Annotated in this window: 29 protein-coding genes; 15 read left to right on the plus strand and 14 right to left on the minus strand. The window is 67.2% G+C overall.

The window, feature by feature from the left end:
• Positions 1 to 26: 26 nt before the first annotated feature.
• The gene (locus tag OSH07_RS00890) at positions 27 to 917 is read left to right on the plus strand and encodes an SDR family oxidoreductase (RefSeq protein ID WP_266336722.1); all 891 of its coding nucleotides are present in this window, start codon (positions 27 to 29) and stop codon (positions 915 to 917) included.
• Here the strand turns inward: OSH07_RS00890 and OSH07_RS00895 are convergent.
• From OSH07_RS00895 to OSH07_RS00910, 4 genes are read right to left on the minus strand one after another with little or no spacing between them, the layout of a single operon-like run.
• The gene (locus tag OSH07_RS00895) at positions 906 to 1,946 is read right to left on the minus strand and encodes a glycosyltransferase (protein ID WP_266336723.1); all 1,041 of its coding nucleotides are present in this window, start codon (positions 1,944 to 1,946) and stop codon (positions 906 to 908) included. The genes OSH07_RS00890 and OSH07_RS00895 overlap by 12 nt on opposite strands.
• Positions 1,936 to 2,712, minus strand: coding sequence for a ferredoxin reductase (locus tag OSH07_RS00900; protein ID WP_266336724.1), 777 nt, complete (start codon positions 2,710 to 2,712; stop codon positions 1,936 to 1,938). The genes OSH07_RS00895 and OSH07_RS00900 overlap by 11 nt, the downstream gene beginning before the upstream one ends.
• 7 nt (positions 2,713 to 2,719) lie before the next feature.
• Positions 2,720 to 3,325 carry a sulfite oxidase-like oxidoreductase gene (locus OSH07_RS00905; RefSeq protein ID WP_266336725.1) on the minus strand — a complete coding sequence of 202 codons (606 nt, stop codon included), beginning with the start codon at positions 3,323 to 3,325 and terminating at the stop codon, positions 2,720 to 2,722.
• 55 nt (positions 3,326 to 3,380) lie between these two features.
• Complete coding sequence (locus OSH07_RS00910; protein WP_266336726.1) at positions 3,381 to 4,148, minus strand: alpha/beta hydrolase; 768 nt, start codon at positions 4,146 to 4,148, stop codon at positions 3,381 to 3,383.
• 232 nt (positions 4,149 to 4,380) lie between these two features.
• On the opposite strand from OSH07_RS00910, the gene infC reads away from it, so the two are divergent.
• The 5 genes from infC (at position 4,381) to pheT (ending at position 9,477) form a co-directional block, all read left to right on the plus strand.
• Positions 4,381 to 4,920, plus strand: a complete 540-nt coding sequence (gene infC / locus OSH07_RS00915) for a translation initiation factor IF-3 (RefSeq protein WP_266337350.1) — start codon at positions 4,381 to 4,383, stop codon at positions 4,918 to 4,920.
• 283 nt (positions 4,921 to 5,203) lie between these two features.
• Complete coding sequence (rpmI, locus tag OSH07_RS00920) at positions 5,204 to 5,398, plus strand: 50S ribosomal protein L35 (protein ID WP_201401663.1); 195 nt, start codon at positions 5,204 to 5,206, stop codon at positions 5,396 to 5,398.
• 28 nt (positions 5,399 to 5,426) lie between these two features.
• Complete coding sequence (rplT, locus tag OSH07_RS00925) at positions 5,427 to 5,795, plus strand: 50S ribosomal protein L20 (RefSeq protein ID WP_266336727.1); 369 nt, start codon at positions 5,427 to 5,429, stop codon at positions 5,793 to 5,795.
• Between the two features lie 171 nt (positions 5,796 to 5,966).
• The gene (gene pheS, locus OSH07_RS00930; RefSeq protein ID WP_266336728.1) at positions 5,967 to 7,049 is read left to right on the plus strand and encodes a phenylalanine--tRNA ligase subunit alpha; all 1,083 of its coding nucleotides are present in this window, start codon (positions 5,967 to 5,969) and stop codon (positions 7,047 to 7,049) included.
• A 10-nt stretch (positions 7,050 to 7,059) separates the two neighbouring features.
• Positions 7,060 to 9,477 carry a phenylalanine--tRNA ligase subunit beta gene (pheT, locus tag OSH07_RS00935; RefSeq protein ID WP_266336729.1) on the plus strand — a complete coding sequence of 806 codons (2,418 nt, stop codon included), beginning with the start codon at positions 7,060 to 7,062 and terminating at the stop codon, positions 9,475 to 9,477.
• A 199-nt stretch (positions 9,478 to 9,676) separates the two neighbouring features.
• Here pheT and OSH07_RS00940 read toward each other — a convergent pair whose 3' ends face one another.
• The 3 genes from OSH07_RS00940 to OSH07_RS00950 form a co-directional block, all read right to left on the minus strand.
• Entirely contained in the window at positions 9,677 to 9,928 is a 252-nt protein-coding gene (locus tag OSH07_RS00940) for a BQ00720 family protein (protein WP_266336730.1), read from the minus strand.
• Between the two features lie 40 nt (positions 9,929 to 9,968).
• The gene (locus tag OSH07_RS00945) at positions 9,969 to 10,397 is read right to left on the minus strand and encodes an Hsp20 family protein (protein WP_266336731.1); all 429 of its coding nucleotides are present in this window, start codon (positions 10,395 to 10,397) and stop codon (positions 9,969 to 9,971) included.
• Between the two features lie 219 nt (positions 10,398 to 10,616).
• Positions 10,617 to 11,636, minus strand: a complete 1,020-nt coding sequence (locus OSH07_RS00950) for a Gfo/Idh/MocA family protein (protein WP_266336732.1) — start codon at positions 11,634 to 11,636, stop codon at positions 10,617 to 10,619.
• 113 nt (positions 11,637 to 11,749) lie between these two features.
• Between OSH07_RS00950 and OSH07_RS00955 the strand changes: the two genes are divergently transcribed.
• The 8 genes from OSH07_RS00955 to OSH07_RS00990 all read left to right on the plus strand — a co-directional run bounded on the left by OSH07_RS00955 (position 11,750) and on the right by OSH07_RS00990 (position 18,604).
• Positions 11,750 to 12,364, plus strand: coding sequence for a ribonuclease D (locus OSH07_RS00955; RefSeq protein WP_266336733.1), 615 nt, complete (start codon positions 11,750 to 11,752; stop codon positions 12,362 to 12,364).
• A gap of 107 nt (positions 12,365 to 12,471) precedes the next feature.
• Positions 12,472 to 13,194, plus strand: coding sequence for an LPS export ABC transporter periplasmic protein LptC (lptC, locus tag OSH07_RS00960; protein WP_266336734.1), 723 nt, complete (start codon positions 12,472 to 12,474; stop codon positions 13,192 to 13,194).
• Complete coding sequence (locus tag OSH07_RS00965) at positions 13,191 to 13,862, plus strand: LptA/OstA family protein (RefSeq protein ID WP_266336735.1); 672 nt, start codon at positions 13,191 to 13,193, stop codon at positions 13,860 to 13,862. The genes lptC and OSH07_RS00965 overlap by 4 nt, the downstream gene beginning before the upstream one ends.
• A 35-nt stretch (positions 13,863 to 13,897) precedes the next feature.
• A complete protein-coding gene (lptB, locus tag OSH07_RS00970; RefSeq protein ID WP_420909592.1) occupies positions 13,898 to 14,824 on the plus strand; it encodes an LPS export ABC transporter ATP-binding protein in 927 nt (308 codons plus the stop codon).
• 122 nt (positions 14,825 to 14,946) lie between these two features.
• On the plus strand, positions 14,947 to 16,494 hold the full coding sequence (rpoN, locus tag OSH07_RS00975; protein ID WP_266336737.1) for an RNA polymerase factor sigma-54: 1,548 nt from the start codon (positions 14,947 to 14,949) through the stop codon (positions 16,492 to 16,494).
• A 272-nt stretch (positions 16,495 to 16,766) separates the two neighbouring features.
• Entirely contained in the window at positions 16,767 to 17,357 is a 591-nt protein-coding gene (hpf, locus tag OSH07_RS00980) for a ribosome hibernation-promoting factor, HPF/YfiA family (protein WP_266336738.1), read from the plus strand.
• Positions 17,358 to 17,460: 103 nt separating this feature from the next.
• Positions 17,461 to 17,934 carry a PTS IIA-like nitrogen regulatory protein PtsN gene (gene ptsN, locus OSH07_RS00985; protein WP_266336739.1) on the plus strand — a complete coding sequence of 158 codons (474 nt, stop codon included), beginning with the start codon at positions 17,461 to 17,463 and terminating at the stop codon, positions 17,932 to 17,934.
• A gap of 109 nt (positions 17,935 to 18,043) precedes the next feature.
• The gene (locus OSH07_RS00990; protein WP_266336740.1) at positions 18,044 to 18,604 is read left to right on the plus strand and encodes a DUF3833 family protein; all 561 of its coding nucleotides are present in this window, start codon (positions 18,044 to 18,046) and stop codon (positions 18,602 to 18,604) included.
• Positions 18,605 to 18,623: 19 nt separating this feature from the next.
• On the opposite strand, the gene OSH07_RS00995 is transcribed toward OSH07_RS00990, so the two are convergent.
• Positions 18,624 to 19,070, minus strand: coding sequence for a MarR family winged helix-turn-helix transcriptional regulator (locus tag OSH07_RS00995; RefSeq protein WP_266336741.1), 447 nt, complete (start codon positions 19,068 to 19,070; stop codon positions 18,624 to 18,626).
• A 145-nt stretch (positions 19,071 to 19,215) separates the two neighbouring features.
• Here OSH07_RS00995 and OSH07_RS01000 point away from each other — a divergent pair, with 145 nt between their 5' ends.
• Positions 19,216 to 19,938 (plus strand): DUF1428 domain-containing protein, encoded by a 723-nt coding sequence (locus tag OSH07_RS01000; RefSeq protein WP_266336742.1) that lies wholly within the window; start codon positions 19,216 to 19,218, stop codon positions 19,936 to 19,938.
• A gap of 15 nt (positions 19,939 to 19,953) precedes the next feature.
• On the opposite strand, the gene OSH07_RS01005 is transcribed toward OSH07_RS01000, so the two are convergent.
• The 6 genes from OSH07_RS01005 to OSH07_RS01030 all read right to left on the minus strand — a co-directional run bounded on the left by OSH07_RS01005 (position 19,954) and on the right by OSH07_RS01030 (position 25,242).
• Positions 19,954 to 20,643, minus strand: coding sequence for a D-lyxose/D-mannose family sugar isomerase (locus OSH07_RS01005; RefSeq protein WP_266336743.1), 690 nt, complete (start codon positions 20,641 to 20,643; stop codon positions 19,954 to 19,956).
• Positions 20,644 to 20,783: 140 nt separating this feature from the next.
• Entirely contained in the window at positions 20,784 to 21,821 is a 1,038-nt protein-coding gene (locus OSH07_RS01010) for a sulfate/molybdate ABC transporter ATP-binding protein (protein ID WP_266337351.1), read from the minus strand.
• A gap of 64 nt (positions 21,822 to 21,885) precedes the next feature.
• Positions 21,886 to 22,710 (minus strand): sulfate ABC transporter permease subunit CysW, encoded by an 825-nt coding sequence (cysW, locus tag OSH07_RS01015; RefSeq protein ID WP_266337352.1) that lies wholly within the window; start codon positions 22,708 to 22,710, stop codon positions 21,886 to 21,888.
• Between the two features lie 61 nt (positions 22,711 to 22,771).
• Complete coding sequence (gene cysT, locus OSH07_RS01020; RefSeq protein ID WP_266336744.1) at positions 22,772 to 23,620, minus strand: sulfate ABC transporter permease subunit CysT; 849 nt, start codon at positions 23,618 to 23,620, stop codon at positions 22,772 to 22,774.
• Positions 23,621 to 23,630: 10 nt separating this feature from the next.
• Complete coding sequence (locus OSH07_RS01025) at positions 23,631 to 24,668, minus strand: sulfate ABC transporter substrate-binding protein (RefSeq protein ID WP_277614099.1); 1,038 nt, start codon at positions 24,666 to 24,668, stop codon at positions 23,631 to 23,633.
• A 100-nt stretch (positions 24,669 to 24,768) separates the two neighbouring features.
• A complete protein-coding gene (locus tag OSH07_RS01030; protein ID WP_266336745.1) occupies positions 24,769 to 25,242 on the minus strand; it encodes an RrF2 family transcriptional regulator in 474 nt (157 codons plus the stop codon).
• Positions 25,243 to 25,267 lie beyond the last annotated feature (25 nt).

The raw sequence follows: 25,267 nt of genomic DNA on the forward strand, positions 1-25,267 counted from the left end.
TTCTTTCCCCGAGCGTCGGAGACCGCATGACCGAAAAGCACCTCTTCATCTTCGGCCTCGGCTTCTCCGGCCAGGCGCTGGCGCAACGGGCGAAGGGCGACTACGCCACCGTCGGCGGCACGGTCCGCACCGAGGAGAAGGCGGCGCGGCTGCGCGCGAAGGGCATCGACGCGCTGGTCTTCGACGGCGAGAGCGCGAGCGACGCCGTCGTCGCCGCCACGAGGCGCGCCACCCACATCGTCCAGTCGATCGCGCCGGGCTCGGCCGGCGATCCGGTTATCACGCTGCTGCGCGGCGCCATCCTCGGCGCCGAAGCCTTCGAATGGCTCGGCTATCTGTCGACGGTCGGCGTCTATGGCGACCATGGCGGCGGCTGGGTCGACGAGGCGACGGAGCCGAACCCGCTTTCCAGCCGCTCGGTCGAGCGCGTGCGGGCGGAGATGGAATGGCGCATTCTCGGCGAGGAGCGCGGCGTGCCGGTGGCGCTGTTCCGCCTTTCCGGCATTTATGGCCCGGGCCGCAACGCGCTGGCGCAGGTGATGGAGGGCACGGCCCGCCGGCTGGTCAAGCCGGGGCAGGTGTTCAACCGCATCCATGTCGCCGATATCGCGACCGCGGTCGCCGCCGGCGCGGCGCAAAAGGCCTCCGGCGTCTTCAATGTCACCGACGACGAGCCGGGGCCGCCGCAGGACGTGGTCGCCTTCGCCGCCGGGCTTGCGGGCCAGCCGGCGCCGCCCGAGATCGACTTCGCCACCGCCGAGCTGTCGCCGATGGCGCGCTCCTTCTATGGCGAGAACAAGCGCGTCGGCAACAGGCGGCTCGCCGCCGATCTCGGCGTGAAGCTCGCTTTTCCGACCTATCGCGAGGGCATCGCGGCGCTCTGGAACGACGGCAGCTGGCGCGGCTCAGCCGGATAGCCAGGCGACAAGCAGGCCGGCCTGCAGCAGCGCGACGAGGCCGAGCGCCAGCAGCACGCGGCGCATCAGCCGCTTGGCGCCGCGACGCTGGTCGACAAGCTCCGCCTCGATGCGCCGGAGCGCCGTGTTCGCGGCCGTCTCGGAGTCGGCGACAGCGCGCCGCCACGTTCCGACCAGCGCCATCAGCCCGGCCCTGTCGAGCTTTTCGGTCCAGACGTCGTCGAGGCCGAGCAGCGCGTGGTCGCCGATCGATTCCGATTGCGGCGTCCAGGGTTTCTTGGCGGTGTAGTGGATGACGCGCGCCGCGTCGGCCGCACCCGGCATCAGGGGCTCGTAGGTCCTGAGATAATTGTCGCGGGCGGGCAGCCAGGTGACGTCGGCGCCGAAGAAGGCGTTGAGGATGCCCTGGTCGCCGCCGTCGAAGGAGGGGGTTGCCGGCAGGGAGGCGAACAGCGACTGCCGCATCGCCGCGTCGGGCGAAAGCGCGAAGACGCCGGAATTGAAGACCGGATGCGGCTGGTTGCAGAGCAGGTCCGGCGCGGCGGCGAAGCCCTCGCCGTCGAAGAGGTCGTCGATTGTCTGCCGCACCAGGCAATCGCCGTCGAGATAGACGAGGCGGTCGAGCGACACGAAGCTGAACGCCCATAGCTTGGTCAGCGTGCGGCGGAAACGCGCCGCCAGGCTGCCTTCGAGGTCCTGCTTGACGATCTCCGGCACGGCCAGCACGGCGAGGTTCGTCGCGCGGAGCGTCGGCTTCCAGCCGCCGGCCGCCAGCACCAGGATCGGCAGGTCGGTGACGGCCCGCAGCGAGCGCACCAGCACGTCCATGCCGAGCGCATATTCCGGCGTGCCGATCAGCACATAGCCGACGCGCCGGCCGTGACGCCGCCCGTCCTCGCCGAGGCTGTCGAGCCAAGCCGAGGCCGCCCGGTCGAGATGGCGGGCGAAGGCCAGCAGTTCGTCGGCGGCGCGGGCGTCGATCTCGGCCGGAACGGCGGCGGCGACGATCGAATTCGGCTCAACCCCCATAGCGCTCCGCCCGGATGCTGGCGAAGGGGAGCCCCGCGTCGAGCGCGAAGGTCGAGGCGGCGCCGACGAACGGGTTCGAGCCGCAGATGAAGGTGGTCTTCGGCGCCGACGGCAACCTCGCCAGCGCGGCGTCGACGAGGTCGCGGTCGATGCGGCCATGGCGGATGCCGGCGTGGCAGACGCCCCCGCCCGGTGCCGCCTCGCGGCTCAGCGTGGCGAAAAGCGTGAAGTTCGGGTCCCGCGCCGCGTGCTGCAAAAGCTCGTCGCACCAGATCAGGTCCTCGCGGCGGCGGGCGGAATAGATCAGCGCCGCCGGGATTTCGGGTGCGGTGGCGGCGCGGTGGCGCAGCATCGACATCAGCGGCACCAGGCCGGAGCCGCCGGCGATCCACAGCAGCGGCCCGCCATCTTCGGCGCGCCAGATGAAATGGCCGCCGATCGGGCCCCGTACCTCGATCTCGTCGCCGACCTCCACGACCTCGTGGAAGAAGGGCGATACCTCGCCGTCGTCGATCAGATCGATCGCGAGCTCGATCGTGCCGCTGTCGTCCGGCGCCGAGCCGATCGAATAGCTGCGCTCGGCCTGGTAGCCATCCGGCGCGGTCAGTCGCACGTCGACATGCTGGCCGGCGGTGAAGCCGTGCCAGTCCGCCGGCTTCAGCCGGAACAGTTTTACGCGGGGCGTCTCGGTCGTGATGGCGACGACGGTGGCGATCTGCCAGATCAGCCGTTCCGGCTGCGGCGCGATGACGGGGGAGGCATTCACGAGGCTGTCAATCTCCGCTGAAGCGCTGCTCGCGCCATGGATCGCCGCGCATGTGGTAGCCGCGCAGTTCCCAGAATCCGGCTTCGTCGCGGCTGGTGAATTGCAGGCCGCTTACCCATTTCGCCGATTTCCAGAAATAGAGATGCGGCACCAGCAGCCGCGCCGGGCCGCCATGGTCGGGGCTGATCGGCTTGCCCTCGAAATGGGTCGCCACCATCGCCCTGCCGTTGATTAGATCCTCGGTCGGCACATTGGTGGAATAGCCGTCATAGGAATGCGCCAGCGTGAAGTCGCTCGGCGCGGCGATGCCGGCCTCGGCGAGGATGTCGTCCACCATCACGCCCGACCAGGCGGTGTTGAACTTCGACCATTTCGTCACGCAGTGGATGTCGCGCGTCAGCTTCGACTGCGGCAGCTGGTTGAAGGCGTCCCAGCCCCAGCTCGCCACCGGCCGCACGCCGTCCTTGAGGGTGAAGCGCCAATCGGCGAGCGCGACGCGCGGCGTCGGCCCGGCCGAAAGCACCGGAAAATCCTCGGTCAGATATTGTCCCGGCGGCAGCCTGTCGCCGATGCCGTCGCTCGGACGCTTGCCGATGAAGCCGCGTGTCGCCATGCCTTGCTCCGATCCTGCTTGTGCGGGCCGCAGATCCGGTCCCGCCACCTGCCGTTCAGGCGATCGCCTCGACCGCGGCGATCAGTTTCTTGAGATCCTCCGGCCGTGACAGCCGATGGCCGGCATCCTTGATCACCGTCAGAACCACATCGTCCTGTGCCAGCTGTGCGACAAGGTCGATCGCCACCTGCCACGGCACTTCGTCGTCGAGGACGCCCTGAAGGATATGGACCGGCGCGCCGAGTGCAACCGGCCTGTGGCCGAGAAGATGCGCTTCGCCGTCGTCGATCAGCTTCCTGGTGATCAGATAGGGCTGGTCGGAATAGGCGCTCGGCTGCCTCAGCGCGCCGGTGGTCTCCATTTCCTGCCGTTCGGCCGGCGTCATCCGGGCGAGGATGAGGTCGCGCGTCATGTCGACGGCGGGCGCCAGCAGCACGAGGCCTGCGATCCGGCCCGGCGCGCGGGTGGTCATTTCCAGCGCCAGCAGCAGCGCGATCCAGCCGCCCATCGACGAGCCGACGAGGATCTGCGGGCCCTCCGTCTCGCGCTCGAGCACGGCGCGCGCCTCCTCGAGCCAGCGTGTGATGGTGCCGTCGGCGAAGTCGCCGCCGGACTGGCCGTGGCCGGAATAGTCGAAGCGGGTGATGGCGCGGCCCTTTTCCGCCGCCCAGTGGTCGAGCGCCTCGGCCTTGGAGCCCAGCATGTCGGACATGAAGCCGCCGAGGAACAGCACGCCGGGGCCCGTCCCGGCACGGGCGAGAACGGCTATGTCGCGCGCTTCGGCGCCGGCGCCGACGGGCAGGGTCTTGTGTTCTGGTTGCATCAATCGCTCATCCGTCGCTCGAAATCTGCGTCGATCCGCGCTCAAGTGGCGTGGAATGGCGGCTTTCTGTTGACTTTCCCGCCTGCTTGGCCGAGTTTCGCAGGGCTGTCCGGGATCTTTGACCCGCGTGTCTGCTGCTTGCCTCGGCCTTTGTCGGCCCTAGGCAAACACGCGGACCGTAACCATTTAGTCAAGCCGGACAGATTCATAAATGTTAGAGGAGACTGCCCCCATTCGCCGTCCGTTCAAAGCGCAGGAGCCCACCAAGGATGGGCCGCGTATCAACCGCGAAATCCGTGGTGTCCGTGAAGTTCAGTTGATCGGAGAGGACGGCCAGAACATCGGCGTCACTTCGATTCAGGATGCGCTGGCCGCTGCCCAGGAAGCGGGCCTCGATCTCGTCGAGATCGCGCCGAATTCCGAGCCCCCGGTCTGCAAGATCCTCGATTTCGGCCGCTTCAAGTACCAGACCCAGAAGAAGGCGAACGAGGCTCGCAAGAACCAGAAGATCGTCGAAGTCAAAGAAATCAAGATGCGCCCCGCCATCGATGACCACGACTACGAGGTCAAGATGAAGGCGATCAAGCGCTTCTTCGAAGAGGGCGACAAGGTCAAGCTGACGCTCCGCTTCCGCGGCCGCGAAATGGCGCACCAGCACCTGGGCATGAAGCTGCTCGAGCGGGTTCGCGACGAGACCGCCGAGATTTCCAAGGTCGAGGCGGAGCCGAAGCTCGAAGGCCGCCAGATGATCATGGTTCTGGCCCCGCGCTGAGCGCTTGGCCACCCGGGCGATCGACCCTTGGGGTCGGCGTCACGGATTTGGCAAGTCGGCGGGCCGGAATCATCGGCCCGCCCTTGCCACGTCGGTTTCCGCCCGCTATAGATCCGCCGTTTCCGAGCCGCCCGGCGCGGGGAACGCCAATTCGTTGGCGATATTCCTCAGGGCATGCCGCGTCGGCTCACGAATGCTTCCATGCCGAAGCGACCATTGGAACGCTCCTCGCAAGACGGGCGCTGTGGTCTGCATCCCGGCAGCATGATTAAGGATGAGCAAAATGCCCAAGTTGAAGACCAAGAGCGGCGCGAAGAAGCGCTTCAAGCTCACCGGTACCGGACGCGTCAAGGCAGGCCAGGCTGGCAAGCGCCATGGCATGATCAAGCGCACCGCCAAGTTTGTCCGCAATGCACGCGGCACCACCGTGCTTTCGGATGCGGATGCCAAGATCGTCAAGCAGTTCCTGAACGGCTGAACCGTCCCCCTTACCTGGAGTTTGAACCATGTCGCGAGTTAAGCGGGGCGTAACGTCTCACGCCAAGCACAAGAAGATCCTGAAGCGCGCCAAGGGCTTCTACGGTCGCCGCAAGAATACCATCCGGACCGCCAAGGCAGCCGTCGACAAGGCCGCCCAGTACGCGTTCCGTGACCGCAAGGCCAAGAAGCGCAATTTCCGCGCTCTCTGGATCCAGCGCATCAACGCCGCCGTCCGCGAAGTCGCCGAGGGCCTGACCTACAGCCGATTTATCGACGGCCTCGCAAAGGCTGGTATCGAAGTCGACCGCAAGGTTCTGGCCGAACTGGCGATCAGCCAGCCGGCAGCCTTCAAGGCGCTGGTCGATCAGGCTCAGGGCGCCCTCAAGGCCGCCTGAGTTGGGCAGGCCGCCTTCGGGCGGCCTCCCGCCGGACTTTCCGGGGCCGGAACGCAATCGCGCCGCCGCCGCTTGAATGTGGCTGCGGCGTTTGGCGTGATCCGGCGAGCATTCCTCTTCGGATCGAACTGACGATGATCCGGCGCCGCACGGGCGCCCATGAGGAATGACATGTCCGATCTCGAACTTCTCGAACGCGACATCCACGCGGCCATCGACGGCGCTTCCGACGAAGCGGCGATCGAGACGGTTCGCGTCGCCGCCCTTGGCAAGAAGGGCTCCGTCTCCGAACTGCTGAAGGGCCTCGGCGCGATGACGCCGGACGAGCGCAAGGTCATGGGACCGGCGCTGAACGGCCTGCGCGATCGCGTCACGGAAGCCCTGAGCGCCCGCCGCGCCACGCTGAAGGAAGCCGGCCTCGCCGCCCGCCTCGCCTCGGAAGCGGTCGACGTCACGCTGCCGCTCCGGCCGAGCCCGCTCGAGCAGGGCCGCATCCATCCCGTCTCCCAGGTGATCGACGAGATCACGGCGATCTTCGGCGACCTCGGCTTCGCCGTCGCCGAGGGGCCGGATATCGAGACCGACCACTACAATTTCACCGCGCTGAACTTCCCCGTCGGCCATCCGGCGCGCGAGATGCACGACACCTTCTTCTTCAATCCGGACGAGAAGGGCGAGCGGCTGCTGCTGCGCACCCACACCTCGCCGGTGCAGATGCGCACGATGGAGAGCCAGAAGCCGCCGATCCGCATCATCGCGCCCGGCCGCACCTATCGCTGCGACAGCGACCAGACCCACACGCCGATGTTCCACCAGGTCGAGGGCCTGGTGATCGACACGTCGAGCCATATCGGCCATCTGAAGTGGCTGCTGGAGGAGTTCTGCCGCGCCTTCTTCGAGGTCGAGAAGGTCGAGATGCGCATGCGCCCGTCCTTCTTCCCGTTCACCGAGCCGTCGATGGAAGTCGACATCCGCTGCAAGCGGGTCGGCAACGAGGTCCGCTTCGGCGAGGGCGACGACTGGCTGGAGATCCTCGGCTGCGGCATGGTTCACCCGAACGTCATCCGCTTCGCCGGCCTCGACCCCGACGTCTATCAGGGCTTCGCCTTCGGCATGGGCATCGACCGCATCGCCATGCTGAAATACGGCATGCCGGACCTGCGCGCCTTCTTCGACGCCGATCAGCGCTGGCTGAATCATTACGGCTTCCGTCCGCTGGACCTGCCGACGCTCGTCGGCGGCCTGAGCTCGTAAGGAAAGACCCATGAAATTCACGCTTTCCTGGCTCAAGGAGCATCTTGAGACCAATGCCTCGCTCGACGAGATCACCGATGCGCTGACCCGCGTCGGCCTCGAGGTCGAGGACGTCGAGGACAAGGCGAAGCTGCTCGCCCCGTTCACCATCGCCTATGTCGTCTCGGCGGTTCAGCACCCGAACGCCGACCGCCTGCGCGTCTGCATGGTCGACACCGGCTCGGGCGATCCGGTGCAGGTCGTCTGCGGCGCGCCCAACGCCCGCGCCGGCATGAAGAGCGTCTTCTCGCCGGCCGGCACCTACATTCCCGGCAAGGACATCACCTTGACCGTCGGCACCATTCGCGGCGTCGAGAGCCACGGCATGCTGTGCTCGGCCGCCGAGCTGGAGCTGTCGGAAGACCATGACGGCATCATCGAGCTGCCGGCCGATGCGCCGGTGGGCATGGGCTATGCCGAATGGGCGGGCCTCGGCGACCCCGTCATCGACATCGCGATCACGCCGAACCGCCCGGATTGCCTCGGAATCCATGGCGTCGCCCGTGACCTGGCGGCGGCCGGCCTCGGTACGCTCAGGGATCGTTCGGTCGCCCCGGTCGAGGGCAAGTTCCCCTCGCCGGTCAGCGTGAAGTTCGAGTTCGGCGACACGCCGGCGCTGTCGCCGGCCTTCGCGCTGCGCCTGGTGCGCGGCGTGAAGAATGGTCCGTCGCCGGAATGGATGCAGCGCCAGCTGCGCGCCATCGGCCTGCGCCCGATCAATGCGCTCGTCGACATCACCAACTTCCTGACCTTCGACCGCGGCCGCCCGCTGCACGTCTTCGACGCCGCCAAGGTCAAGGGCGACCTCGTCGTGCGCCGCGCCAGGGAGGGCGAGACCCTGCTCGCGCTCGACGGCAAGACCTACGCGCTCGATCCGTCGATCTGCGTGATTTCGGATGACAACGGCCTCGAGTCGCTCGGCGGCATCATGGGCGGCGAAGCCTCCGGCTGCTCCGACGACACGGTCGACGTGCTGATCGAGTCGGCGCTCTGGGAGCCGCTCAACATCGCCCAGACCGGCCGCAAGCTCGGCATCAACTCGGATGCGCGCTATCGCTTCGAGCGCGGCGTCGATCCGGCCTTCATGGTGCCCGGCATCGAGCTGGCGACGCGGCTGGTGCAGGAGATCTGCGGCGGCGAGGCCAGCGAGGTCGTCGTCACCGGCGCGGCCCCGGAGCGCTACCTGACGATCGCCTTCCCGATCGCCGAGGTGAAGCGCCTCGCCGGCATCGATCCGACCGAGGACGAGATCCGCACCGTGCTGACGGCGCTCGGCTTCACCGTTTCGGGCAGCGCGCCGTCGCTCTCCGTCGGTGTGCCGTCCTGGCGCCCGGATGTCGACGGCAAGGCTGACCTGGTCGAGGAAGTGATGCGCATCCTCGGCGTCGACCGCGTGCCGTCGACGCCGCTGCCGAAGTCGGAAAACGTCACCAAGCCGGTGCTCACCCTGGCGCAGACCCGCACCCGCCGCGCGAAGCGGGCGCTGGCGGCGCGCGGCCTCGTCGAGGCCGTCACCTGGTCGTTCGTCGCCAAGCCGGTGGCAGAGGCCTTCGGCGGCGGCAAGCCCGAGCTGGCGCTGGCGAACCCGATCTCGGCCGACATGTCCGACATGCGCCCGAGCCTGCTGCCCGGCCTGCTGCTGGCCTCGCAGCGCAATGCCGACCGCGGCACGGCGGATCTCGCCCTGTTCGAGGTCGGCCAGATCTTCCGCGGCACCAAGCCGTCCGACCAGCTGACCGCCGCCACCGGCATCCGTCGCCTGAGCGCGACGGTGAACGGCGCCGGCCGTCACTGGCAGGGCAAGGCGCCGGCGGTTTCCGTCTATGACGCCAAGGCGGACGCGCTGGCGCTGCTCGACGCGCTCGGGGCGCCGGTCGACAAGTTCCAGATCGTCGCCGGCGCGCCCGGATGGTTCCATCCCGGCCGCTCCGGCACGATCCAGCTCGGTCCGCAGAACGTCATCGGCTGGTTCGGCGAACTGCACCCGTCCGTGCTCGACAAGCTCGACGTCGCGGGGCCGCTGGTCGGCTTCGAGATCCTCCTTGACGCAATCCCCGCGCCGCGCGCGCGCCCGACCAAGACGAAGCCGCCGCTCGAGCTGGTGCCCTACCAGCCGGTGACGCGCGACTTCGCCTTCGTGGTGGATCGCAAGGTGGAAGCGGCGAAGCTGGTCAAGGCGGCGCAGGGCGCCGACAAGGCGCTGATCTCCAATGTGTCGGTGTTCGACGTGTTCGAGGGCGCGTCGCTTGGCGCCGACCAGAAGTCGATCGCCATCGAAGTGACGCTGCGGCCGACGCAGAAGACGCTCACCGACGAAGAGATCGAGGCGGTGGCGGCCAAGATCGTCGCCCAGGTCTCCAAGGCGACGCAGGGTGTGCTGCGCTCCTGACGGCTCGCGCGGATTTGATGAAGAAAGGGCCGTCCGGATCCGATCCGGGCGGCCCTTTTCTTTGCGAGGTGGCCCTGAAACGCAAAAGGCACCGGATCCTCCCAGTTGGGAGAATCCGATGCCCGGCATCGGTCGTTCGTCTCGGCGGCGCCCGCGCCCCGTCGGGGGAGGCCGGCGGGGTGGGGAGCCGGGCAGGAGCCTAGTGGAGGCTCACCGCTTCGAGGTCGTTTTCATGGGCGTTCATGACCACGGCATCGCGGCTGTCGGAAATCATCAGCGGCGTGCCGCGCGCGTCGAGCAGGGCCCAGAACTTCTGGCCGGCGGCGATTTCAGGCGCGTCGGGGAAGAGGTCCCGGATGTTCTCGGACTTGACCGCCTTGACGTAGGCGATCTGACCGTTGCCGAGGCCAGCGAGGCTCTCCGGCGAAATGGCGAAACGTGTAGCAGACATCATTATTCTCCTCATCATCGAGCGAGAGGACCGGCGACCCTCAGTCGCGAACGCCGATCTCGATCTTGCGCACCACCCGCTCCGGCGTCGGCCGGGCGAGATCGATGGCAAGCAGTCCATCTTTCAACTCCGCCGAGATGATCTCGATCCCGTCGGCCAGCACGAAGGTCTTCTGGAACTGTCGTGCCGCGATGCCGCGATGAAGGTAGATCCGCTCGCGGTCGTCCTGCTGGCGGCCGCGGATGACGAGCTGATTTTCTTCCACGGTCACTTCGAGCGCCTCGCGGGAGAAGCCGGCCACGGCCAGCGTGATGCGAAGGCACTCGTCGCGCGCGCCACTTTTGGTGACCCGCTCGATATTATACGGCGGGTAGCCGTCTCCGGATGCTTTCGCGACCCGATCGAGAGCTCGCTCGATCTCGTCGAATCCGAGAAGCAACGGACTGGAGAACGCAGAAACGCGCGACATCCACAAAGTCCTTTCACTAAGCGACCTTGTCACCGGACCCTCTGAAGAGGCATCCGACGGGAACCATCCCGTGATCCCAATATGGTCGTGCCGGTCGGCGGCTTCAAGAAGATCGGCAGCCGACCTGTTGACGGCGGGTTGCCGCAGCCGCGGCGCGCCGGTTTGCGCCGCGAATGGCCGGATTGCGGCGCCGCCCGCCGGAGAGAGAACGTCCGCCGGCTAGGGTCTCTCCCATGTGCCGGAGCGCTCGGAGCGGAACAGCGCGTCGAGTACCGCCATATTGGCGAGCGCGTCGTCGAGCCCGAATTGCCACGGCCCCGTCCCGCGCACCGCGCGCGAAAACGCCTCGACCTGCAGGGCGTATTGGTCGACCGGCGGGAAGACGACCGACTCGACCGGCTGGCCGGGGCCGTGCAGGTCGAGCAGGATGCGCGACTTCTCGTCGGTCGGCGCCGAAAAGGGTGTCTCCATCTCGATCCGGCCTTCCGTGCCGATGATGCCGACGCGCTGGTGGCGGAAGGCCTGGGTCGAGATCGTCGCCGAGAACTGCCTCCCCTCGCCGAAATCGGCCAGGATCGAGGTGGTGCGGTCGGTCAGCATCGCCGGGTCGCGGTCTATGAGGGCGAGCACGCGCAGCGGCTCGGAACCGAAGATCAGGCGGGCCGAGGCGATCGCATAGCAGCCGATATCGAGGATGGCGCCGCCGCCGGTTTCCGGCCGGTTGCGGATATTGGCGGGGTCAACATTCAGGAAGGCGAAGAAAGTCTGCACCGCGCGGACCTTGCCGATCCGTCCCGAGGCGAGGATCTTCCGCACCTCGTGCCATTGCGGGTGATGGCGAATCATGAAGGCCTCGCCGATCAGGATGCCTCGCGGCACTGCCTTCAGGCGCAGCGCGTCGGCGAGATCGAGGCCGATCGGCTTTTCGCAGAGCACATGCTTGCCCTTCGCCGTGGCGGCGAGCGTCGTCTCGACATGCAGGTTGTTCGGCAGAGCGTTGTAGATGGCATCGATCTCGGGATCGTCGATCAGTTCCTGGTAGGAGCCATAGGCCTTCGGGATGTCGAAGGCGGTGGCAAAATTGCGGGCGTTGTCGAGGCTGCGCGAGGCGACGGCCGCGACCCGTGACGACGGGCTCTTCAGCAGCGACGGCACGACGCGCTGACGCGCGATCCGCGCCGTGCTCAATATGCCCCAGCGCACCGGATCGGTCGCGGGTTCGCCTGGCAGATTGGTCATCGGTTGCGTTCCTTCGTCCCTATGGCCTTCCGGCTGTGACCTGCGTCATTGCAGAAGACGACATGCTTCGCTAGGAAAACGCAAACGCTTCCGGAATTTGAGGTTTTTCTGCCATGACGATCCGCCTGCATCGTGGCGACCTGCCCGATCTGTCGAACTACGGCGCATCGGTCGCGATCGATACCGAGACGCTGGGTCTGAACCCGCATCGCGACCGTCTCTGCGTGGTGCAGCTTTCGCCCGGCGACGGCACCGCCGACGTCGTGCAGATCGCGCGCGGCCAGCGCGAGGCGCCCAACCTCGTCAAGCTGCTGACCGACCCGGGCGTGACCAAGATCTTCCATTTCGCCCGCTTCGACGTCGCCGTCCTCGGCCATGCCTTCGGCATCACCGTCAATCCGGTCTATTGCACCAAGATCGCCTCGCGGCTGACCCGCACCTATACCGACCGGCACGGCCTGAAGGATCTGGTGAAGGAACTGCTCGACGTCGATCTTTCCAAGCAGCAGCAAAGCTCCGACTGGGCGGCCGAAAAGCTCAGCGAGGCGCAGCTCGCCTATGCCGCCTCCGATGTGCTTTATCTGCATGGGTTGAAGACGCGGCTCGACGAGCGCCTTGCCCGCGAAAACCGCGCCGAACTGGCCGAAGCCTGCTTCCGTTTCCTGCCGACCCGCGCCGAACTCGATCTTGCAGGCTGGGCGGAACAGGATATCTTCGCGCATTCCTGACCGCGCGCGGCGACGTTGCGTCGCGCCTTGGTTTGCGCCGCTAAGTATCCATATTGCTGACGCAGGCTGCCGGCCGCGGCAGCGAGACTTGAAAGAGCGGAGAGCGCATGAGAGCGTCGACTGACCCGACCTGGTCAGCAGGAGGCCGCGGTTCCCATGTGGATCCGCGCCAGGGTGTCGACGCGCGTTATCGCGCCGCCATGCGGCACAGCCGCCTGGTCCGCATCCTGAAGATCGCCCTGCCGACGGTCAGCGTGCTGGCGGCCGGCGCCTTCTTCCTGTTCACCTATTTCGCGCCGAGCCTGCCGGAGGGCGTCGCCTTCGGCTCGATCGACGTCACCAACAACGCCGTGGTGATGGAGAACCCGCACGTTTCGGGCTTCACCAACAATGGCCGCGCCTACGAGCTGAAGGCCGACCGGGCCGAGCAGTCGCTGAAGGACACCAAGGTCGTCACCCTGCAGCGGATCGGCGCGACGATCGGCATGGACAATGACGACACGGCCAAGGTGGTCGCCACCACCGGCACCTACTACGCCGACAAGCAGCGCCTGTTCCTCGACAAGTCGATCACGCTTTCGACCTCGACCGGCATCGCCGGCAAGCTGGAAAACGCCGATATCGACATGAAGGCCGGCACGATGCGATCGGACCAGCCGATCGATTTCACCGCCCAGGGCAGCCGGATCCAGGCCAACAGCGTTGAAGTGCAGGATCGCGGCAAACGTATTCTGTTCAGGAACGGGGTAAAGGTGACATACTCGGCTCCTGCAACCCATTCTGCCGACTCGCCTTCCCCGCAGCCCGCAGCACCTTCGGTGATCGAATGACAAGACTGTCCCACCGCCTCGTCTTTGCACTCGCCTTCCTGCCGCTGGCGCTTGGCGCCGTCGAGGCGCGCGCGCAGGCCAATGCCGACCTGTTCAAGGGATTCCAGACCGGCCAGAAGGGCCCGGTCAATGTCGAGGCGGATTCGCTCGACGTGGTGGAGAAGGACGGTCAGCGCATCTCGACCTTCACCGGCAATGTCACCGTGACGCGCGGCGACAGCGTGCTGAAGGCCGGCAAGATCTCGATCTTCTCGGCCGGCTCCAAGACCGCGCCGAAGGATGGCAAGCCGGCCGACGCCGCCGATGGCAAGAGCCCCGATGGCAAGTCGGCCGATGGCGCGGCGAAGCCCGCCGCCGCCAGCAAGGAAGCCTCTCAGCTCGAGGGCACGCTGCCGGGCGCCGGCAGCTTCACCCGCATCGAGGCGACCGGCAAGGTCTACGTCAATTCCGGCCAGCAGACCGCGACCGGCGACACCGCCGTCGTCGACATGGTCGGCAAGCTGGTGACGCTGACCGGCAATGTCGTGCTGAGCCAGGGCCCCAACGTCATCACCGGCGACAAGCTGACCTGGGACATGACGACGGGCCGCGCCCGCGTCGACCAGAAGCCGGGCGCTCGCATCCGCGGCATCTTCACGCCGGGCTCGGCCCCGGGCAAGACGCCCTAGCGCGTCAGGCCTGAGGCCGCGCACCATGCGCCGGCCTGAGGCGAGGTGTCGGATTGACGCCTCGGATCCCCTCTGGGATCGTCCCGATGACAGAAGCAGCCGGCAGCGCCGGGGCAGTGAACGGAGCGCCGGTCATTTTTTCGAGCCTTTTCAGGAGCCGGGAACCGGCAGTGGCTGATATCGCCGCCCGTCGTGGCGCCGAACCGCAGGTAACCCGCTACGCCCAGGATGCCGGCGGACCCGGCTGGCTGGTCGCCCATGGCCTCGGCAAGAGCTATCGCCGCCGCCGCGTCGTCAATTCCGCCAGCCTCGCCGTGGCGCGGGGGGAGGCGGTCGGCCTGCTCGGCCCCAACGGCGCCGGCAAGACGACGATCTTCTACATGATCACCGGCCTGGTGCAGGCCGATCACGGCCGCATCGAGCTCGACGGCAACGACGTCACCCAATTGCCGATGTATCGCCGCGCCCGCCTCGGCATCGGCTACCTGCCGCAGGAAACCTCGATCTTCCGCGGCATGACGGTCGAGCAGAATATCAAGGCCGTGCTGGAGGTCGTCGAGCCCGATCGCCACCGGCGCGAGGAAGAGCTCGATTCGCTTCTCGCCGAGTTCCACATCAGCCATCTTCGCAAATCGCCGGCAATCGCCCTTTCCGGCGGCGAGCGGCGCCGCTGCGAGATCGCCCGCGCGCTCGCCAGCCGTCCGACCTTCATGCTTCTCGACGAACCGTTCGCCGGCATTGATCCGATCGCGGTCGGCGACATTCAGACGCTGGTGCGCCACCTGACCCAGCGCGGCATCGGCGTGCTGATCACCGATCACAATGTCCGCGAAACGCTGGGCCTGATCGACCGCGCCTACATCATTCACGCCGGCGAGGTGCTCATGGAAGGCCGTCCGGAGGACATCGTCGCCAGCCCGGACGTGCGTCGTCTCTATCTCGGAGAGCAGTTTACGCTTTGAAGCCGGCGCGGCTTGCGATACCAAAGGGTGAACCAAGCAAGTCTTGGGCCACCAGGCCGGGAGGCCGGTGGCCATAAGGCAAAAAAAGCCTTGGACCACACTCCGGGATACGCTGCCGAAGAATGGCTCTTTCACAAAAACTCCTGCTCCGGCAGAGCCAGTCCCTCGTGATGACGCCGCAGCTGATGCAAGCCATCAAGCTGCTTCAGCTCTCCAATCTCGACCTGGTCGCCTATGTCGATGCCGAACTCGAGCGCAATCCGCTGCTCGAGCGCGACGACCGCGATGACGCAACCGGCTTCACGCTCCCGGCCGAGGGCGCCTCCGACGCCGCCGAGGACCGCGCGCTCGCGGCGGATGTCGCCGAGGAGCGGCCGGACTGGCTGGAGACCCGCCTGGAGGTCTCGCCGGACGCGATCGCCGAGCGGCTCGACACCGACCTCGCCAACGTGTTTCCCGACGATCACGGCGCCCCGGCTGGCGAAGCGGCGGGCCTGCCGCCGGTCGATCCCTGGTCGACGCCCTCCGATCGCCACGCCGTCAGCAGCGACGACTACAATCTCGAAGCCTTCGTCGCCGAGGAGCGGTCGCTCGCGGCGTTGCTGGGCGACCAGCTCGGCCTTGCCGTCATCGATCCGGGCCTCCGCCTGATCGGCCAGGCGCTGATCGACGAGATCGACGAGGCCGGCTACATGCGCGCCAGCCTGGAGGCTGTCGCCAGCCGCCTCGGCGCGCCGCTGGAGCAGGTCGAGGATGCGCTCGCCATCCTGCAGACCTTCGAGCCGACCGGCATTGCCGCCCGCGACCTCGCGGATTGCCTCGCGATCCAGCTGCGCGAGCGCGGACGCCTCGATGCGGTGATGAGGACGCTGATCGGCCATCTCGACTTGGTCGCCCGGCGCGACATGAGCGGGCTGAAGCGGCTCTGCGGCATCGGCGACGAGGACCTGGCCGAGCGGCTGCGCCTGCTGCGCACGCTCGATCCGAAGCCGGGCAGCGCCTTCGGATCGGCGCCGATCCATCCCGTCGTGCCGGATGTGGTCGTGCGCGCGGCGCCGGACGGCAGCTGGCGGATCGAGCTCAACACCGACACGCTGCCGCGCGTGCTGGTCAACCAGAGCTATTATTCCAAGGTCGCGCGACGTTCCAAGGGCGAGGACCGCACCTATCTGAGCGAGTGCCTGCAGACGGCGAACTGGCTGGTGAAGAGCCTCGACCAGCGGGCCCGCACCATCCTGAAGGTCGCGACCGAGATCGTGCGCCAGCAGGATGCCTTCCTGGCGCATGGCGTGGCCCATCTGCGGCCTTTGAACCTGAAGACGGTCGCCGAGGCGATCGCCATGCACGAGTCGACCGTCTCGCGCGTCACCTCGAACAAGTACATGGCGACGCCGCGCGGCGTGTTCGAGCTCAAATATTTCTTCACCGCCTCGATCGCTTCCTCCGAGGGCGGCGAGGCGCATTCGGCCGAGGCCGTCCGCCACCGCATCAAGGCGCTGATCGACGCCGAGACACCGGATGATGTTCTTTCCGACGATACGCTGGTCAAGATGCTGCGTGACTCGGGGATCGACATCGCGCGTCGGACGGTCGCCAAGTACCGCGAAGCCCTGCGGATTCCGTCATCGGTCCAGCGTCGTCGTGAAAAGCAGGCGGTCGCCGCCTGCTAAAGTTTAGACGGCTGCCCTTGCCTTGGGCTCGACGGATGACCAAGTCCAAGACATGATGGCTGTTGCCGGGGCGTGTTTCTTGACTTCCCGGCATGCTGTCACTAGAAGGGCGCGGCGCCGAAGGCGGCCGAGGCCTTGGAGCCGGAACGCCAACGGCTCGAAGTCGGCAGGCCTTGGTGACGCCGGAAAGCACGTGCCCGACGGGGCTGCTTCACGCGGGAGCGCGAAGCGAGCCTCGGTTCGCAACGACGACCAAGGGGTACGAGAAGTCCATGTCTCTGCGCATCTCCGGTAAGAACATCGAAGTCAGCGACGCCTATCGCACGCATGTGGAGGGCCGGGTCGGCGACGCCATCGGCAAATATTTCTCCGGCGGCTTTTCGGGTCGCGTGGTTCTGGAGCGGGATGGAACCGGCTATCGCGTCGATTGCGCCTTGCATCTCGACAGCGGGGCGGATCTGCATGCCGAGGGACGGGGTCATGAGATCTATCCGACATTCGACCAGGCCGCCGATCGCATCGAGAAGCAGCTGCGGCGCTACAAGCGCAAGCTGAAGGACCATCATCCGCGCAATGGCGCGGCCGATATCGACGCCAACTACACCGTCCTGGCGGCAACGCCGGACGAGGACGAGGAGCTGGCGGCGGACTACAAGCCGATGGTGATCGCCGAGGAAACCAAGGCGCTGCGGACGATGTCCGTATCCGGCGCCGTGATGGCGATGGACCTGGCAGAATCGCAGGTCGTCGTGTTCCGGCATGCCGGACATGGCGGCGTGAACATCGTGTACCGCCGGCGCGACGGCAATATCGGGTGGATCGACCCGGCGCAGGGCGGCAAGGGGGATTCCGTCGCCAGCTGATTCCGCGTAAGCTTGGAATCGAGATTTCGGCGCGCTCGGGGAGCGCGCCGAAACGACGGGTCTTGGACCGAAGGTTTGAACCGAGGCATTTTTGAACCAAGTCATGGACCTCAGTGATCTCATCAGCCAGGACGCCATCGTCCCGGCCCTGAAGGCCAACAGCAAGAAGCAGGCACTTCAGGAACTGGCCGAAAAGGCCGCGAAACTGACCGGTCTCGACGAACGGCAGATCTTCGATACCCTGTTGCAGCGCGAGCGCCTCGGCTCGACCGGCGTCGGCAACGGCATCGCGATCCCGCACGGCAAGCTGCCGGCGCTGACCCGCATCCATGGCGTTTTCGCCCGCCTTCCCAAGCCGATCGACTTCGAATCGCTCGACGACCAGCCCGTCGACCTGATCTTCCTGCTGCTGGCGCCGGAAAACGCCGGCGCGGACCATCTGAAGGCGCTCGCCCGCATCGCGCGTCTGCTGCGCGAGCCCGGGCTCGCCAACAAGCTGCGCGCCTCCGGCGACCAGTCGGCGCTCTATGCCGTGCTGACCGAGAGCGCTGCCGCGCCGGTCAGCGCCTCGGGCTGAGGCCGGCCGCGGGCCCGTTTTGCCGCCATTGCGCAAGCGAGGCTGACGAACCCCCGAAACTCAGGCTAGACTGCGCGGATACCGAATCCGGCGCATCCGGGGGCCCGCAATGAAGATCGCGCATTGTCTTGTCGTCGCGCTGGCGCTGCTTGTTTCCAGCGCCGGCTCCGGCGCGGCCGAGACCGGGCAGACGCTGGAAGACGCGTTTCGCGGCCAGGCGACCGGCGTCGGCCGCTTCAAGAGCCGGCTCGCCGGCGTCGACCGCGGCTTCGTCGTCACCACGAGCGGGCGCGGCAGCGGCGGCCATTTCGTGCTCGACCAGGCCTTTCGTTTCGACAATGGCGCGCTCGACCGCCGCACCTGGCGCTTCAAGAAGACCGGCCCGAACACCTATATCGGCACACGCGAGGACGTCGTCGGCACCGCCAAGGTGCGGGTCGATGACGATGTCATTCGCATGTCCTACGACCTGATCACGCGCGGCAAGAACGGCAGCAAGCTGCAGCTTCATTTCGAGGATACGATCCGCCGCTCCGGCCGCGACACCATCGTCAACAACGGCGTCATCTCCATGCTCGGCATGACCGTCGGGTCGGTCGACGTCGCCTTCAAGCGGCAGCCGCTGCGCAGGCGCGGCAAGCAGGGCGTCGAGGAACTGGCGCGTCAATAGCCGACCGGCCGTCGATCCGTCAGACGAGCGCCATCAGCCCGGCGCGCAGGAGATCGGCCACGCCCTCGCCGAGCGGCGCCTCGACCTCCGCATGCGTGCGCTGCCAGATCGGCACGGCGGCCGCGAGCGCCGCATGGCCGGCGTCGGTCAGCGTCAGCAGGCGGCTGCGCCGGTCCTGCGGGTCGATGGCGGTCTCCAGCAGTCCCTGCCGCTCCAGCGGCTTCAGATTGGCCGTCAGCGTTGTCCGGTCCATGGCGAGCAGTGACGCCACCGAACCGATCGACGGCGGCACGGGCCGGTTCAGCGACATCAGCAGCGAGAACTGGCCGCTGGTCAGCCCGGCCGGCCGCAACGCTTCGTCGAAGCGGCGCGCCAGGGCGCGGGCGGCGCGCTGGGCGGCCAGGCAGAGGCAGTGATCGCGGACATGCAGCGTGGTCGAAAAGGGTACAGGGCCGGAATTTGACATGCTCTTTTTATGTTGATATCAACCTAAATTGTCAAGTGAACAATCCGTCCAGGAAGCCGTTGTCCCGCATTGTCTGCCACGGCATGGCAGGCGGCGCGGGACGAGCGGAGGAGAGCCCGCCAGGCGGGACCAAGGAGGAGACGCCATGACCTATGTCGAGGGATTCGTGGTGGCCGTGCCGGCCGCCAACAAGGAAGCCTACCGCAAGCATGCCGCCGAGGCCGCCGCCTTCATTCGGGATAGCGGCGCGACTCGCATGGTCGAGACCTGGGGCGACGAGGTGCCGGACGGCAAGCTCACCGATTTCAAGGGCGCCGTGCAGGCGAAGCCGGATGAGGTCGTTGTCTTCTCCTGGTTCGAATATCCGGATCGCGCAACCCGCGACGCCGCCAATGAGAAGATGATGAACGACCCGCGCATGAAGGAGATGGCGGCCAGCATGCCCTTCGATGGCCAGCGCATGATCTTCGGCGGGTTCGAGGCCCTTCTGGTCGAGCAGGGCGGGGGCGGCGGGACCGGCTATGTCGACGGCGCGCTGATCGCCGTGCCCGGCGCCAACAAGGAGGCCTATCGCGCCATGGCGGCGAAGACGGCGCCGATCCTGCGCGAATATGGCGCGACGCGGGTCGTCGAGACCTGGGGCGACGACGTGCCGGAGGGCAAGGTCACGGATTTCCGCCGCGCCGTGAAGGCGACCGGGGACGAGAAGATCGTCTATTCCTGGATCGAATGGCCGTCCAAGGCGGCGCGCGCCGAGGGATGGCAGAAGGCGATGGCCGATCCGCGCATGCAGTTCGACATGCCCTTCGACGGCCAGCGCATGATCTTCGGCGGCTTCGCGCCGATCCTCGACGAAGCCTGGTCCTGACGAGGCTCGTCGCCGCTACGGGGCGAGCCAGTCGTCGTAGTCCGACACCAGCAGGTGCATCGGCGGCTCGTCTTCCTCGATCTCGGCGAAGCGGCCGACCGGATCGGCGAAGATGTTGTCGGTGCGGTCGTCGTTGACGGTCGATACCTCGCCGATCAGCACGTCGGCGCCCTCGGCCCAGAAAGAATGCCAGATGCCGGGCGTCAGCGTGATGCTCTCGCCCGGCTCGAGCTTGAGCTTGCCGCCGGCGGCGAGGCTGCGCTCGACGCCATCGGTCATCACCGTGACGCCGGCCTTGCGGTCGAGGCTGCCGGCCGCGTCGGAGGCGAAGAGTTCGAGCGTCAGCTTGCCGCCGCCGCGATTGATGATGTCCTCGCCCTTGATGACGTGGCGGTGCATCGGCGTCACCTGGTCCTGCCGGGCGATCATGATCTTCTCGGCATAGAGCAGGCCGCGGCCGGTCGCGAGGTCGGCCGCGTTGCCGTTGCGGACGGTGAACAGGAACAGGCCGAGCGCGTCGAAATCGCCGGCGCCGAAATCCGTGATGTCCCAGCCGAGCCGCGCGTCGAGGATGCCGGGCGCCTGCGCCTTGCGGGCGCGCAGCTCTTCCGGCGTCCAGTAGGCGAAGGGGGGCAGCACATAGCCGAACGAGCGGATGAACTCGTCCCCCTGCAGCATGATTTCATTGATCCGCGAGCGCTTCATTCCGGTCTCCTCCACCGTCGTCGCCTTGGAGTGGCCAGACTAGGCCCTGGCGCGCGAATGCGGAAGATGATCCGGACGGCCGAGAGCGACCTCGTGGCACAGCCGGATGGAGGACCGGGGGAGGGCCCCCGGGGCCGGCCTCAGCGCGGAAAAATCCGCCAGCGATGCGGACGGAAGGCGACCTGGCCGCCGGGCAGGCGGGTGTGGTCGACCGCCATGTCGATCTCGACGCGGTGCTTCTCCGCGCCGACCTCGAGCTCGAGCCGGCGGGCGCCGCCATGCCGGCGCTCGGTGACGATCGTGCCGATGACGGCCGGGCTTCCATCCGTGACGATCGTCACGTCATGCGGCCGGAAGCCGAGGGTGGCCGCGCCGGTCGGCGCGCCGAGCGCGGCGAGGTCGAGCGGCTGGCCGTCGAGCTGCACGGCGCCGTCGACGACGGTGACCGGCAGGAACGAGGATTCGCCGATGAACTCGAACACGAACGGGCTCGCCGGCGCGTCATAGATCTCGTCCGGCGTGCCGACCTGCTCGATCCGCCCCTTCGACATGACGACGACGCGGTCGGCGAGCTCGAGCGCCTCCTCCTGGTCGTGGGTGACGAAGAAGGTGGTGTGGCCGGTCCGGTCGTGGATTTCGCGCAGCCAGCGGCGGAGATCCTTGCGCACCTGCGCGTCGAGCGCGCCGAAGGGCTCGTCGAGCAGCAGCACGCGCGGCTCGATGGCGAGCGCGCGGGCGAGCGCCACGCGCTGGCGCTGGCCGCCGGAGAGCTGCGAGGGATAGCGCTTGTCGAGGCCGGAGAGCTGGACGAGGTCGAGCAAATGCAGCACGCGCTTGCGGATCTCGGCCTTGGGCGGCCGCTCGCCGCGCGGCCGCACCGTCAGGCCGAAGGCGATGTTGTCGAATACCGTCATGTGGCGGAACAGCGCGTAATGCTGGAACACGAAGCCGACATTGCGGTCCTGCACCGAGAGGCCGAGCGCGTCGTCGCCGCCGAACAGGACGCGGCCGGCAGTCGGCGCGTCGAGGCCGGCGAGGATCCGGAGCAGCGTCGTCTTGCCGGAGCCGGAGGGCCCGAGCAGCGCCACCAGTTCGCCGGCCTTGACGTCGAGCGAGACGCCGTGCAGGGCCGGCGTATCGCCAAAGGCCTTCTGGACGTTCTCGATGGTGACGTCGATGGGCGCGCCGAGGGCCACCGAAGCACCCTTGTCGATCGGGGTGATCGCGTTCATTGCAGTTACCTCAGTGGCGGCGCGTCGCGGCGATCTCGTCGGCATAACGCCATTCCAAGACCGACTTGACGACCAGTGTAAAGAGGGCAAGCAGCGCCAGCAGCGAGGCTACGGCGAATGCGGCCGCGAAATTATACTCGTTGTAGAGAATCTCGACATGCAGCGGCATGGTGTTGGTCAGGCCGCGAATGTGGCCGGAGACCACCGAGACGGCGCCGAACTCGCCCATGGCGCGGGCGTTGCAGAGCAGCACGCCGTAGAGCAGCGCCCATTTGACGTTCGGTAGCGTGACGCGGAAGAACACCTGCCAGCCGGAGGCGCCGAGCGACAGCGCCGCTTCCTCGTCGCCGCGGCCCTGTTCCTCCATCAGCGGGATCAGCTCGCGCGCCACGAAGGGGAAGGTGACGAAGATCGTCGCCAGCACGATGCCCGGCACGGCGAAGATGATCTGGACGCCCTCGCTCTTCAGCCACGGCCCGATCAGGCTCTGCGAGCCGAACATCAGGATGTAGATCAGGCCGGCGATGACGGGCGAGACCGAGAAGGGCAGGTCGATCAGCGTGTTGAGCAGGCTCTTGCCCTTGAAGTCGAACTTGGCGATCGCCCAGGAGGCGGCGAGGCCGAAGACGAGGTTGCACGGCACCGAGATCGCCGCGACCAGCAGGGTCAGCCGGATGGCGGCCGCCGCGTCGGGTTCGAAGATCGCTTCCCAGAAGGCCGGCAGGCCGCCGCGGAACGCCTCGACGAAGACGGCGACGACCGGCAGCACGAGGAACAGGCCGAGAAAGGCCAGCGACAGCAGGATCAGCCCGACGCGGACGCGCTTGCGCTCCATCGTCACCGGGCGGAAATGGATCGCCGAAGCGCCCGGCAGGCGGGCGGTGGTGAAGGCTCCGTCAGACATCGCCATATCTCCGCCGGTTCCAGGCCTGCAGCAGGTTGATCGCCAGCAGGATCAGGAAGGACGCGATCAGCATCAGCACGGCGATCGTCGTGGCGCCGGAATAGGAGAATTCCTCCAGCTTGATGACGATCAGCAGCGGCGCGATCTCCGTCTTGTAGGGGCTGTTGCCGGCGATGAAGATCACCGAGCCATATTCGCCGACGGCCCGCGCGAAGGCGAGCGCGAAGCCGGTCAGCAGCGCCGGCAGCAGCGCCGGCATGACGACGCGGCGCACCGTCTGGCGCCGGTTCGCGCCGAGCGTCGCTGCCACTTCCTCGACCTCGCGGTTCAGGTCCTCCAGCACCGGCTGCACGCTGCGCACGACGAAGGGCAGGCCGATGAAGATCAGCGCGATGATGATGCCGGTCTCGCTATAGGCGATGCGGATGCCGAGTGGCTGCAGCCAGGCGCCGATCCAGCCGTTCGGCGCATAGAGCGTCGTCAGCGCGATGCCGGCGACGGCGGTGGGCAGCGCGAAGGGCAGGTCGATGACGGCGTCGATCAGGCGGCGGCCGGGGAAATCGTAGCGGACCAGGATCCAGGCGAGGATCATGCCGAAGACGAGATTGACCAGCGCGGCCAGGAACGAGGTGGTGAAGGAGAGCCGCAGCGCCGCGAGCGTGCGCGGGTCGGTGGTGATGCGGATGAACTCGTCGAGGCCGCCGCTCGCCGAGCGCCAGAACAGGCCGGCGAGCGGGATCAGCACGATCAGGCCGAGATAGGTCAAAGTGACGCCGAGCGCCAACCCGAAACCCGGGATGACGCTCGACTTCCTGACCGTTGCGATGGTCGTGGCGGCCATCTTTGTCCGTTCAGTTCGGCTTGTAGATCTGGTCGAAGATGCCGCCGTCGCCGAAATGCTCCGGCTGGACCTTGGCCCATCCGCCGAATTGCGGATCGTCGATCGAGACGAGATCGATCTTCGGGAAGCGTTTCAGCAATTCGGCGTCGACCGTTTCCGGCTTGGACGGGCGATAGAAGTTCTTGGCGGCGATGGTCTGGCCCTCGGGCGAATAGAGATAATCGAGATAGGCCTGCGCCGCCTTGCGGGTGCCCTTGGCGTCGACATTGCCGTCGACCAGCGCCACCGGCGGTTCGGCGAGGATCGAGAGCGGCGGCACGACGATGTCGAACTTGTCGGGACCGAGCTCCTCGAGCGCCAGGAACGCCTCGTTCTCCCAGGCGAGCAGCACGTCGCCGATGCCGCGCTGGGCGAAGGTGGTGGTCGAGCCGCGCGCGCCAGTATCGAGCACGGGCACGTGCTTGAACAGGGTCGAGACGAATTCCTTGGTCTTGGCCTCGTCATTGCCGAACGCCTTGTTGGCGTAGGCCCAGGCCGCGAGGTAGTTCCAGCGGGCGCCGCCCGAGGTCTTCGGGTTCGGCGTGATCACCTCGACGCCGTCCTTGATCAGGTCGCCCCAGTCGTTGATCGCCTTCGGGTTGCCCTTGCGGACGAGGAAGACGATGGTCGAGGTGTAGGGCGAGGAATTGTGCGGCAGGCGGCCGCGCCAGTCGGCCGGGATCTTGCCGGTCGCCTTGGCGATGGCGTCGATGTCGGCCTCCAGCGCCAGCGTCACGACGTCGGCGTCGAGGCCGTCGATGACCGAGCGGGCCTGCTTGCCGGAGCCGCCATGCGACTGCTGGATGGTGACCGTCTCGCCGGTCTCCGCCTTCCAGTGCTTGGCGAAGGCGGCGTTGTAGGCCTTGTAGAGCTCACGGGTGGGGTCGTAGCTGACGTTCAGCAGCGCCACGTCGGCCAGCGCCGGCGTCACAACCATCGCGGCGCCGGCGACCAGGGCGGCAAGCGCGGGTCGAAGGCGGCGGACAAGCGAGGATATCGGTCGGACCATCGTGTGCTCCCTGATCGATGATCCCACTATCTCGACATAGGCGCTCGACAATTTCAAACCACGGGACGCCTTCTGTTAGAGCCGTTCTAGAAAATCCTTCCTAGATCCGCCCCTCAGCAGAAACGATGTCGCGGGAGTTGTCCAGATCCGCCGCGCCGGCCTCGTCGATCAGCGCGTCGGCCAGCGTCGTCGCCTCGAAGGCCTGGAGCTGGGTCTCGTAGGGGCCGGCGAACATCCGCCGCACGGCGCAGGCGGCCTCGTCGGGGCAATCGGCGCAGGGCTGGTAGGCGGTGCGGGAAATGCAGGAAAGCGGTGCGATCGGGCCGTCGATGGCGCGCAGCACCTGGCCGATCGTCACGTCGCCGGGCTGCTTGATCATGACATAGCCGCCGGCCCGGCCGCGCCGGCTGGCGATGATGCCGCGATGCTTCAGGTCGAGCAGGATGTGCTCGAGGAACTTGCGCGGAACGCCGGCCTCGCGTGCGATGTCGTCGATCTGGGTCGTCTCGCCCTGGGGCTGCCTGGCAAGATGGATCAGCGCCTTGAACGCGTATTTGGCCTTCTGCGAAATCATCCGAGATCCAGCAATTCTGATGCGC

Source organism: Kaistia nematophila (assembly GCF_026343855.1).
GTDB classification, from domain to species: Bacteria; Pseudomonadota; Alphaproteobacteria; order Rhizobiales; family Kaistiaceae; genus Kaistia; species Kaistia nematophila.

What these genes read in the sequence shown, in the direction of transcription:
- OSH07_RS00890 (WP_266336722.1), top strand. Translation starts at nt 27, where the DNA reads ATGACCGAAAAGCACCTCTTCATCTTCGGCCTCGGCTTCTCCGGCCAG.
- OSH07_RS00895 (WP_266336723.1), bottom strand. Translation starts at nt 1,946, where the DNA reads ATGGGGGTTGAGCCGAATTCGATCGTCGCCGCCGCCGTTCCGGCCGAG.
- OSH07_RS00905 (WP_266336725.1), bottom strand. Translation starts at nt 3,325, where the DNA reads ATGGCGACACGCGGCTTCATCGGCAAGCGTCCGAGCGACGGCATCGGC.
- OSH07_RS00910 (WP_266336726.1), bottom strand. Translation starts at nt 4,148, where the DNA reads ATGCAACCAGAACACAAGACCCTGCCCGTCGGCGCCGGCGCCGAAGCG.
- rpmI (WP_201401663.1), top strand. Translation starts at nt 5,204, where the DNA reads ATGCCCAAGTTGAAGACCAAGAGCGGCGCGAAGAAGCGCTTCAAGCTC.
- rplT (WP_266336727.1), top strand. Translation starts at nt 5,427, where the DNA reads ATGTCGCGAGTTAAGCGGGGCGTAACGTCTCACGCCAAGCACAAGAAG.
- pheS (WP_266336728.1), top strand. Translation starts at nt 5,967, where the DNA reads ATGTCCGATCTCGAACTTCTCGAACGCGACATCCACGCGGCCATCGAC.
- pheT (WP_266336729.1), top strand. Translation starts at nt 7,060, where the DNA reads ATGAAATTCACGCTTTCCTGGCTCAAGGAGCATCTTGAGACCAATGCC.
- OSH07_RS00940 (WP_266336730.1), bottom strand. Translation starts at nt 9,928, where the DNA reads ATGTCTGCTACACGTTTCGCCATTTCGCCGGAGAGCCTCGCTGGCCTC.
- OSH07_RS00945 (WP_266336731.1), bottom strand. Translation starts at nt 10,397, where the DNA reads ATGTCGCGCGTTTCTGCGTTCTCCAGTCCGTTGCTTCTCGGATTCGAC.
- OSH07_RS00950 (WP_266336732.1), bottom strand. Translation starts at nt 11,636, where the DNA reads ATGACCAATCTGCCAGGCGAACCCGCGACCGATCCGGTGCGCTGGGGC.
- OSH07_RS00955 (WP_266336733.1), top strand. Translation starts at nt 11,750, where the DNA reads ATGACGATCCGCCTGCATCGTGGCGACCTGCCCGATCTGTCGAACTAC.
- lptC (WP_266336734.1), top strand. Translation starts at nt 12,472, where the DNA reads ATGAGAGCGTCGACTGACCCGACCTGGTCAGCAGGAGGCCGCGGTTCC.
- OSH07_RS00965 (WP_266336735.1), top strand. Translation starts at nt 13,191, where the DNA reads ATGACAAGACTGTCCCACCGCCTCGTCTTTGCACTCGCCTTCCTGCCG.
- rpoN (WP_266336737.1), top strand. Translation starts at nt 14,947, where the DNA reads ATGGCTCTTTCACAAAAACTCCTGCTCCGGCAGAGCCAGTCCCTCGTG.
- hpf (WP_266336738.1), top strand. Translation starts at nt 16,767, where the DNA reads ATGTCTCTGCGCATCTCCGGTAAGAACATCGAAGTCAGCGACGCCTAT.
- ptsN (WP_266336739.1), top strand. Translation starts at nt 17,461, where the DNA reads ATGGACCTCAGTGATCTCATCAGCCAGGACGCCATCGTCCCGGCCCTG.
- OSH07_RS00990 (WP_266336740.1), top strand. Translation starts at nt 18,044, where the DNA reads ATGAAGATCGCGCATTGTCTTGTCGTCGCGCTGGCGCTGCTTGTTTCC.
- OSH07_RS00995 (WP_266336741.1), bottom strand. Translation starts at nt 19,070, where the DNA reads ATGTCAAATTCCGGCCCTGTACCCTTTTCGACCACGCTGCATGTCCGC.
- OSH07_RS01000 (WP_266336742.1), top strand. Translation starts at nt 19,216, where the DNA reads ATGACCTATGTCGAGGGATTCGTGGTGGCCGTGCCGGCCGCCAACAAG.
- OSH07_RS01005 (WP_266336743.1), bottom strand. Translation starts at nt 20,643, where the DNA reads ATGAAGCGCTCGCGGATCAATGAAATCATGCTGCAGGGGGACGAGTTC.
- cysW (WP_266337352.1), bottom strand. Translation starts at nt 22,710, where the DNA reads ATGGAGCGCAAGCGCGTCCGCGTCGGGCTGATCCTGCTGTCGCTGGCC.
- cysT (WP_266336744.1), bottom strand. Translation starts at nt 23,620, where the DNA reads ATGGCCGCCACGACCATCGCAACGGTCAGGAAGTCGAGCGTCATCCCG.
- OSH07_RS01025 (WP_277614099.1), bottom strand. Translation starts at nt 24,668, where the DNA reads ATGGTCCGACCGATATCCTCGCTTGTCCGCCGCCTTCGACCCGCGCTT.
- OSH07_RS01030 (WP_266336745.1), bottom strand. Translation starts at nt 25,242, where the DNA reads ATGATTTCGCAGAAGGCCAAATACGCGTTCAAGGCGCTGATCCATCTT.